The organism is uncultured Roseovarius sp., assembly GCF_913054395.1.
GTDB lineage: Bacteria > Pseudomonadota > Alphaproteobacteria > Rhodobacterales > Rhodobacteraceae > Roseovarius.
In genome coordinates this window covers 1-2,219 of sequence record NZ_CAJXIP010000262.1, presented here as the reverse complement: position 1 = coordinate 2,219, position 2,219 = coordinate 1, and the positions used below count along the sequence as shown (strand labels likewise).

Here is a 2,219-nt window from a genome sequence, read left to right as displayed (position 1 = left end):
AACGAGGCTGGCCTGCCAGACTACTGGACAACACTCTTTGTCACCGTTGAGCTGCGTTCCAAGCTTTCCCAGAATACTATCTTGAGTATACTAAGCACCCTGCGACACTTGAAGCTTTGGGAAGATACTAATCAAAGAGATCTAATCGCGGAGTTTGGAGCCGGGAAGTTCTTGGCCCGACTCTGTTGCACAAATCCACTGATAGACAGAGTTCCCCTTTCCCTGGACGGGCTTATCCCACGGCCTCGGTAATGGGTATGCCGAGCTCCGTATAGCCGTTCATGACGGCGATGCGGATTTGGACTTCCGCGACCTGCCGGTCAAAGTCCCGTGCCATGAGGCGCTGCCCCAGCAGTTTAACGCAATGCATCCGCTGCCCGGCAGGGTTATGCAAAGCATGATCCCGAGAGGGTGATCTCGACGCGGCTCCGGCGGTGGTAACCACTCCAGTTTCGCCAGATTGCGCGGCCGAGGTATTTCGAAGCTCTCAGGGCCTCGTTTCTGGCCACGGCACCCGCGGTGACGGTCTTCCACGGCTTGGCGTTTTTGCGGGGTGGGATGACGGCATGGGCGCCGCGGTCAGCGATGGCATCGTGGCATTTGCGAGTATCATAGGCGCCGTCTGCGGTGACGCTGCTGATCGTCTCGTTCGTCGGGATCTGGTTCAGAAGATCTGGCAGCACCGGCGCATCACCGATGTGGCGCCCGGTGATCTCCACGGCCCGAACCTCCAGCGTTTGTTCGTCGATCCCAAGATGTATCTTGCGCCAAACCCGCCGCTTGGGCCCACCATGCTTGCCTGCGTTCCACTCTCCTTCACCCTCGACCTTGATACTGGTGCTGTCCACTGCCCGGCAGGGCATCACGAAGTGATGTCCCGAGAGGGGATCAGCAGGTGCAATGGGTCGTGAGAGCCACGATACGGGACGTTCACGGCCAGCGTTCTCTGGCGGCGCGATAGCGTGCTGAAGTCGGGCACCGCCCAGTTCAAACCGATCAAACGCAACAGGCTCTCGACGAACCCGGCCGTCTGTCGGAGCGCCATACCGAACAGCACCTTCATCGTCAGGCATGTCTGGATGGCCGTATCGCTGTAGGTTTGCCGCCGCCCGCGTCATCCTGTCGGCACGGCGTCCCAGCTCATCTCGGGGTCGAACCAGACTGTCAGAGAACCTCTGCGCTTGAACGCTTTATTGTAGGCTGGCCAGTTTCTGGTCTTGTAGGTTGGGGGTGTCGGTCTGCTCATGCAGCCCAGCTACCACGCTGGATGCACGAGATGAATCCCTCAAAGGATTTGTGCAACAGAGCCCCTCCAAGACAAAGCGGCTGGAGCGCCTGGCCGAGATCCGCACCTTCACCTACGCACCCGAAGGGGACAATTTCGGCCGCGATGCGCTGCAACATACCGAGGTCATTGCGCTCGCCGCGCATTTTCTGACGGAAAGCGAGACGTTCCAGAACATCGTTCTGGCGCGCTACCCGTTCATCTTGATCGACGAGAGTCAGGATACGATGAAACCTTTAATGGAAGCGCTTTTGGCCTTCGAGGCGCGCCACCGCGGCCGCATCGCCCTAGGGCTGCTCGGGGACACGATGCAGCGCATTTTCACCGATGGTTTGCGGATCTTGACCAACGGGTAGGGGACTTCGCGCAACCGGCCAAACAGATGAACCACCGCAGCCGCGCGCGGATTGTGGACCTGGCGAATGCGATCCGGCGCGACGATGATGGCCGCCAGCAGCGCGCGCGAAGACAAACCGAGTGGCACTGTGCGGGTCTTTCTTGCGCCAAGCGAGGGCACGGATCGCGAGGCCTATGAAGCTTGGACCAGGGCAGAAATGGCCCGCATCACCAAAGACTCTGCATGGCAGGACGCGGAGGCGATTAAGACCCTCACAATCGAGCGTCACATGGCCGCCGCGCGTCTTGGTTTCAGCGAGCTGTTTGAGCCCCTGAGCAAGCCTGACAAGCTCAAGGACGGGTTTCGTGATGGCACGTTGCCTGCAATGCGGCTTTTCACCCACCGGGTCTTGCCATTGGTGACGACACAAAGCAATGGCGGTGCTGCGCAACGGCTCCCTGCTGGTCGATAAGAGAGGTATCCGGCTAGGGCACGGGGCCGGGTCACTGGCCTCGACGCGGTACGGGCGGGCGTCGCAGCGCTGATGACCCTATTTGAGGACGACCGAGATCCGAGCTGTGCAGAAGTGGTTGCCGT

2 protein-coding genes and 1 pseudogene are annotated in these 2,219 nt (G+C 60.2%); 2 read left to right on the top strand and 1 reads right to left on the bottom strand.

The annotated features are described in order from the left end of the window. Window positions 1-232 precede the first annotated feature (232 nt). Window positions 233-1,246: pseudogene (locus tag QZ522_RS19050) on the bottom strand (IS5 family transposase). Window positions 1,247-1,296: 50 nt separating this feature from the next. On the opposite strand from QZ522_RS19050, the gene QZ522_RS19045 reads away from it, so the two are divergent. Both QZ522_RS19045 and QZ522_RS19040 read left to right on the top strand, forming a co-directional pair. After that, on the top strand, window positions 1,297-1,641 hold the full coding sequence (locus QZ522_RS19045; protein ID WP_294615352.1) for a UvrD-helicase domain-containing protein: 345 nt from the start codon (window positions 1,297-1,299) through the stop codon (window positions 1,639-1,641). Between the two features lie 66 nt (window positions 1,642-1,707). Continuing rightward, complete coding sequence (locus tag QZ522_RS19040; protein WP_294615350.1) at window positions 1,708-2,094, top strand: hypothetical protein; 387 nt, start codon at window positions 1,708-1,710, stop codon at window positions 2,092-2,094. Window positions 2,095-2,219 lie beyond the last annotated feature (125 nt).